The following is a 5,302-nucleotide window of genomic DNA, read 5'->3' as shown; positions in this document are numbered from 1 at the left end:
GGGCCAGTCGATGGCATGGATGTCCTCGATGCGCTGGTTGAACGGCGGATTGCTCAGCACCCGGTCGGCAAGGCCGGTACCCCGGCGCTGGAACAGTGACACCGGGTCGGAGGTGCCGACGACCGGCTGGTCCACCCCATGGATGGCAAGGTTCAACGTCGCCAGCCGTGGATTGCTGCGATCCGTCGCGTGCGCCTCGAAAGAATCGCCGTCGATGCGGGCGGCCCCAGCGATATGTTGCGCCGCGGCCGCGAGCATGCCGCCGGTACCACAAGCAGGATCAAGGATTCGGTCTCCGGGTTGCGGGGACACGGACTCGACGAGCAGGCGTACCACATCACGCGGCGTGTAGAACTCCCCCGCTGAAAAAGCGCCCTCCTGAACGTGGCGTTCGAGGAGGAGCTCACCGACTTCCGGCAAGCCGGCCTCGGCCAGCGTCGGACGCTGCGTCAGCGCGGTGAGGAAAGCGGCTGCCCACGGTACGTCGTCGGATGCCTCGCCACCGTCGAGGAACTCGACGTCCAGCTTGTGTATGTCAGGCACAGGGAAATGCGGGTGCCTGCTCGCGCTCCTCATCGCAGAGCGCAGATCCTTCAGCGGTGAGATGCCGATTCGAGCCTCCGAAACCGCGCGGGCCCACCGCTGGACGAACTCGTCTTCCGGTTCGCCCGCAGACTCGACGAATCCCGCAAGCATCAGGATCGCGAGCATGGACGTCAGATCGCCGAACGTGTTCCGGCCCCGCTGGAAAGGCGCGTACGCTCGCCAAAGTCGGTCAACTACGTCCGCGGCGCGGCTCTCCGTCCCCATGGTCTCCACGTGTAGGTCTCCTCGCTCTATACCGGACCCAGTTGGCTGATGACTGCCAACGCTGTTACGGCAACAAAGATCAGCAGACACAGGCGCAGCGTCATGCCTGTGCTCTGCATCGCCTTCCCCAGCAGCTCGAAGAACGCTTTCACTCTACGGTGCCCCCTGCCTTCGATCTCCGCCAAAATATGCGCAGCGTCCCTGCGCATACCCTCCGCCTGCGAGCTTGGTCGCGTCGAGCGACGTCAGGTCTGGAGGTAGAGGCTGAATGGAGAGGAATTTAACAGCAGTAGACGGAGAGTGTGAGTCGGCGAGCCTCTCGTCGGCTGAAGGTTGACGCATCGCGCAGTAAGGCTGCGCAGTTGCGTCGGATGTGAGATTGCTGCTCACGGGCGCACAGGGGGAAGCGTGGTGCTTGGCAGTCGGTCGCGGAGGTGGCCCGAAATGTGGTGCAGTTCACAGCTCCGGCTGTCGGTGGGTGACCGCTGGAGTCGCGTTCGGCTCGGTGATTCTTCGCAGATCGCGGGCGGCCGTGCCTGGTGCGTGTTCGAGTGATCTTGGCGCTGGCTGACGGGAGTAACTGGGAGGCGGGATATGCAGGCGGTTCCCAAAGTTGGGCGTGATCCGCTTTGGCGGACATCCGAGATCAGGGATTCGCCCCCGGAAGGATGTCCTTCATGGAGAACATGGGGAAGAAGAAGCCACGCTCACCGACGGCGAGGACAGGCCGCCGCTACTGGCCCGCCCGATCTGGGAGACCTGGTACAGGGGCGCCCCGGATGTCTGTAGTCAATGGGCTCCGCTCTCCGGTGAGTGCAGGTCCAAGTGGTTCGACTGACCGCCACCGGCGTGAGAGAGCAGGGCCCAAACCGTTCGGGCGGTGTTCACCATATCGACGGTGCGTACGTCACGGACGTGCCTGGCCTGCACTGTGCCATGGCCGAGGCGCTGGCGGGGCCCGGTGGCTATTACGGTCGGGAACGGAACGCCTTCAAGGACTGCCTGCACGGTGGCTATGGCGTGACCGCACCCTTCACTTTGATCTGGCACGACGCCGATGTCGCTTGTCAGGCGCTGGCGGAAGACATCTGGGACGCCGGGAAGGGACTCAGCTATTTCGAGGAGATCGCGCGGCTCCTTGAATCCTTCGGCGTCACGGTCGATCTCCAGTGACAATGGCGCGACGCCCTGCGCCTGCTCCAACCCCGCGTGATGGGGGCAACGCGTGGAGGCGCGCCCTGTCGACGCATGGTAGGCGAGCGCCTCGCGGGAGCGGCAGGCGAGTTCGGCAGCGCCGGGCGCGCCGCGGCGCAGGGAGACCGCGAGCCCGTATCTCGGCCCCGTGAAGTTGACGGCTACTGCTCGTATGCCCAGGCCCTGCCGGTCTGTCGGTACTCCTCGACGGGGATCGGCTCGACCCCGCTGCGCATGCGGGCGGTGTAGAGCAGGCCGTCGAGGTGGTCGATCTCGTGGTGGATGACGCGGGCGAGGCCGCGTTCGTACACGGTGGTGACGGTCTCGCCGGTCAGGGCCGTGGTCTCGACTGTGATCTTCAGGGGGCGGGGGACGATGCCGCGGACGTCGAAGAAGCTCAGGCAGCCCTCGTACTGCTCGTCCAGCTCGTCGGAGCGGTCGGTGATCTTCGGGTTGAGCAGGCTGACGGCGGGTGCGTCGCCGGGTGGCTGGACGACGGCGGCGGTGCGGCCGATGCCGATCTGCGGGGCAGCGATGCCCATGCCCTTGGCGAAGGGGTGGACCTGGCCGATCCGTTCCATCGCGGCGAACAGCTCGTCGGTAATGCGCTCGGCCTCGTCGCGCTCGGCGGGCAGGGTGAAGGCGCGAGCCTGTTCGGCCAGGATGCCGGCGCCGTGCTGGACGACTCCGAGGTCTCGCATCTGCTGGCTAGGCGGCACGTCAATCACCTGAAGTCCTCTTGCTCTGTGCTGTGTTCGGGCCGCGCCCGGAACCTCCACTACGGTACCGAGCATGGAGGGCGGGTGCGGTCGTGATCCACGTGAATTGCCTCAGTTCACCGTCGTCGCTGCGGATGGGCGGGGTCCGCAAGGGTGAGGCTTCGGCTGTCATGGAGGTCTCGGTGCCCCACACGACGGGGCCGAGGGCAGCCGGGAAGGCGAGCTGGACTTCCAGTTGTTCGGTGGGCAGGCGGTCGGCCCGCTGGAACCACTTGCCCCAATTGTCGTCACTGAGCGAGGACGAGCGCAGGACCATGGTCGAGGCCGGGCGTCTCGGCACGGTGATCGAGAAGGTTAAGCACGTCGAAGTGGCAGACAAGGACAAACTGCTCCCGGGGCGGGTGGCTCACCTCGTGGAAGACCAGGTGCCCTTCGAATTCAGCGTCCACAACGAGCACGCCAAGATGTGGCGACGGCTCGGGGTCAGACCTGCCACTGGCGCTTCCGATCCGCACGCCACGGTCGCGAAGTACTGCATCTACAGCGAGGCGTTCGGTGCCTACGTCTACACGCCCGCCTGGGTGAAGAAGATCGCTAGGGAGATCGGCACCGTTGAGAAGTACCGGTCGTTCTTCGGCAGGGAGCCCCGGATGAAGACGGTTACCCCGTTTCCAAAGCAGGCCGGAGCAATGGAAGCGAGCGACGCGCAGCAGCACAGCAAGTCCGCCGAGAACTCCTGCAGGAGCGTGTCACTCACTCGCCGAACAGACCGTCCTGCACGTACTCGACGACCTTCCGCTCCGGGTAGAAGACGGCCAGCAGCATGAACGTCTTGGGGTGGGCCGCGATGTTACCGACAAAGAAGTGGACGGCACGGTTCGGGGCACACATCCGCGTGTACCAGCGCTCACGGAGCGCATCACGGACCCCGTGCTCGCCGTACTTGCGCAGGAACTTGCGGTACGACTGGCCTGCCTCCCAGTCCTTCAGCCCCATGTCGTGGGTCGGGCAGTCGTCTTCGGCGCAGCGAAAGCTGTAGCGGAGGTCGAGCGGCACCCACTCCAGCGGGTTCAGCTCCTGCTCGAACAAGTCAAGTTGGTCGGCCAGCGCGGCTTTGGAGACAGACCAGGGCTCGGCGGCCTCCAGCCGGAAGCGGGTGATCTCGGCGGGGCGGAAAACGCCGAGGGACGTTCCTCGTTTCTCCTGATCCCGCTTGATGGCGCAGAGCGACGGGGCGACCAGCGGCTCCACGTGCCGATACCGTTTCTGCCAACCGCCGTCGGGCGGTACCTCACCCACTATCTCCAACGTGTCGAGATAGGGCCGGAGACTCTCTGGGCGGGAGTCTCTCTCAAGGCGGTGTGGCTCGACGTCGACTTCGATGATCGAGTACTTGGAGAACTGGGCCTCCTCGCTCAGGAGCCGAAAAGGCACAGGGAAGAGCCGTACGTGCTGAGGCTCGCCTTGGTCGAGGCGTATGCCGGCCACGCAGCTGGTCTCGCGGTACTTACTGGACAGCTCCGGATATGTCTTGACCGTGATCATGATCCGTGCGCGCTGCCGTTTCCCGAATGCCGCCGACGCCATGGCGTGCCCCCTCCATCGATCTCCCCGATCTGATTGGACGAGAGGCATGCACCGCTGGCAAGGGTGCGTGCGAGAACCGGGGACGAAGTCAGGCCAAGGGATTCACTGGCACCTGGACCCGGCTGCGGATCGTCTCCAAGACGACCTGCCGGTGACAGCGGCTCTCGTCCTTCTCGAAGCACAGCACCGCTACCCGCGACGCTCGGGCATGCTCTGCTAGTCGGCCGAGGTCGGCCTGAGCTTCCTCGGACCGCAGGAGTCCACGGAAGCGCGCCCGACCCACTTCGACGCGGCCGTCCCAGAAGGGCTCGCGATTGTCCTTCGGATTGCCCAGGCCACGCAGGTGCGTGTACTCGATGCCGGCTTCGGCCAGAGCTCCCCCGAGGCGGGTCTTGCTGAAGCCCTTTTTGCGGCTGATCGGGGTGAGCCGTACATCTGCCACGACACTGATGCGGCTGTCGACGAGCGAGGCGACGAACGACTCGATGTCCCGACCTTCGTACCCGGCTGACCAGAGACCGGGCGTGACGGGCGGGACCCGGGCCGTCCGGAACAGATCATCGAGGGAGACCGCAAGAGCCTCGGCCACCGCGCCGACGGTGAAGAAACCTGGCTGGATAGCTCCCTCGCTCTCCAGACGACTCACAGTCCCGACGGCGATGCTTGCCTCCTTAGCCAGGCGTTCCCGCGTCCACCCGCGGTCTTCCCGCAACGCACGTACGCGCTGGGCGAGCGCACGGGCGTGGTCGTGGAGAGGCGCTGACCGATGACCTGCCATGTGCGGTTTTCCTAACGACCGTTGGGCGGCCCGCCGCGGTGTTCCTGGTCAGCTACGAGCCCTGGATTCGCGAACGCGCAGATCCGAGGGCGCGTAGGCGCCGCTCTTCCTGCGGCACTGGAGACTGCTCCTGGGAGAAGCCGACCAAGATCTTCTCCCTGATTTCTCCCAAACGATCTCCAGGAACCCGTCAGGGGCCTGATCCACTCACTGG

Annotated in this window: 7 protein-coding genes; 2 read left to right on the top strand and 5 right to left on the bottom strand. The window is 65.5% G+C overall.

Going from position 1 to position 5,302, the window contains the following annotated elements; translation table 11 throughout:
• A partial coding sequence (locus ACWF94_RS32575; RefSeq protein ID WP_453496771.1) for an HsdM family class I SAM-dependent methyltransferase occupies positions 1 to 810 on the bottom strand: 810 nt, incomplete at its 3' end.
• Positions 811 to 836: 26 nt separating this feature from the next.
• A complete protein-coding gene (locus ACWF94_RS32570; RefSeq protein ID WP_453496768.1) occupies positions 837 to 962 on the bottom strand; it encodes a hypothetical protein in 126 nt (41 codons plus the stop codon).
• A gap of 661 nt (positions 963 to 1,623) precedes the next feature.
• Between ACWF94_RS32570 and ACWF94_RS32565 the strand changes: the two genes are divergently transcribed.
• Entirely contained in the window at positions 1,624 to 1,983 is a 360-nt protein-coding gene (locus tag ACWF94_RS32565; RefSeq protein ID WP_453496765.1) for a barstar family protein, read from the top strand.
• Between the two features lie 182 nt (positions 1,984 to 2,165).
• Here the strand turns inward: ACWF94_RS32565 and ACWF94_RS32560 are convergent, their stop codons facing one another.
• Positions 2,166 to 2,723 (bottom strand): peptide deformylase, encoded by a 558-nt coding sequence (locus tag ACWF94_RS32560; RefSeq protein ID WP_453496762.1) that lies wholly within the window; start codon positions 2,721 to 2,723, stop codon positions 2,166 to 2,168.
• A 314-nt stretch (positions 2,724 to 3,037) separates the two neighbouring features.
• On the opposite strand from ACWF94_RS32560, the gene ACWF94_RS32555 reads away from it, so the two are divergent.
• Positions 3,038 to 3,550 (top strand): hypothetical protein, encoded by a 513-nt coding sequence (locus ACWF94_RS32555; RefSeq protein ID WP_453496759.1) that lies wholly within the window; start codon positions 3,038 to 3,040, stop codon positions 3,548 to 3,550.
• On the opposite strand, the gene ACWF94_RS32550 is transcribed toward ACWF94_RS32555, so the two are convergent.
• Positions 3,477 to 4,310, bottom strand: a complete 834-nt coding sequence (locus ACWF94_RS32550; protein WP_453496756.1) for a hypothetical protein — start codon at positions 4,308 to 4,310, stop codon at positions 3,477 to 3,479. The two genes, ACWF94_RS32555 and ACWF94_RS32550, sit on opposite strands and share 74 nt — an antisense overlap.
• Positions 4,311 to 4,398: 88 nt before the next feature.
• Positions 4,399 to 5,088: a DUF488 family protein, N3 subclade gene (locus ACWF94_RS32545; RefSeq protein WP_453496753.1), complete on the bottom strand. Its 690-nt coding sequence runs from the start codon at positions 5,086 to 5,088 to the stop codon at positions 4,399 to 4,401.
• Positions 5,089 to 5,302: the final 214 nt, after the last annotated feature.

It is taken from the genome of Streptomyces sp. NPDC055078 (genome assembly GCF_053607985.1).
The sequence above is the reverse complement of the archived record's forward strand: the minus strand, read 5'-3'. Positions and strand labels throughout refer to the sequence as shown.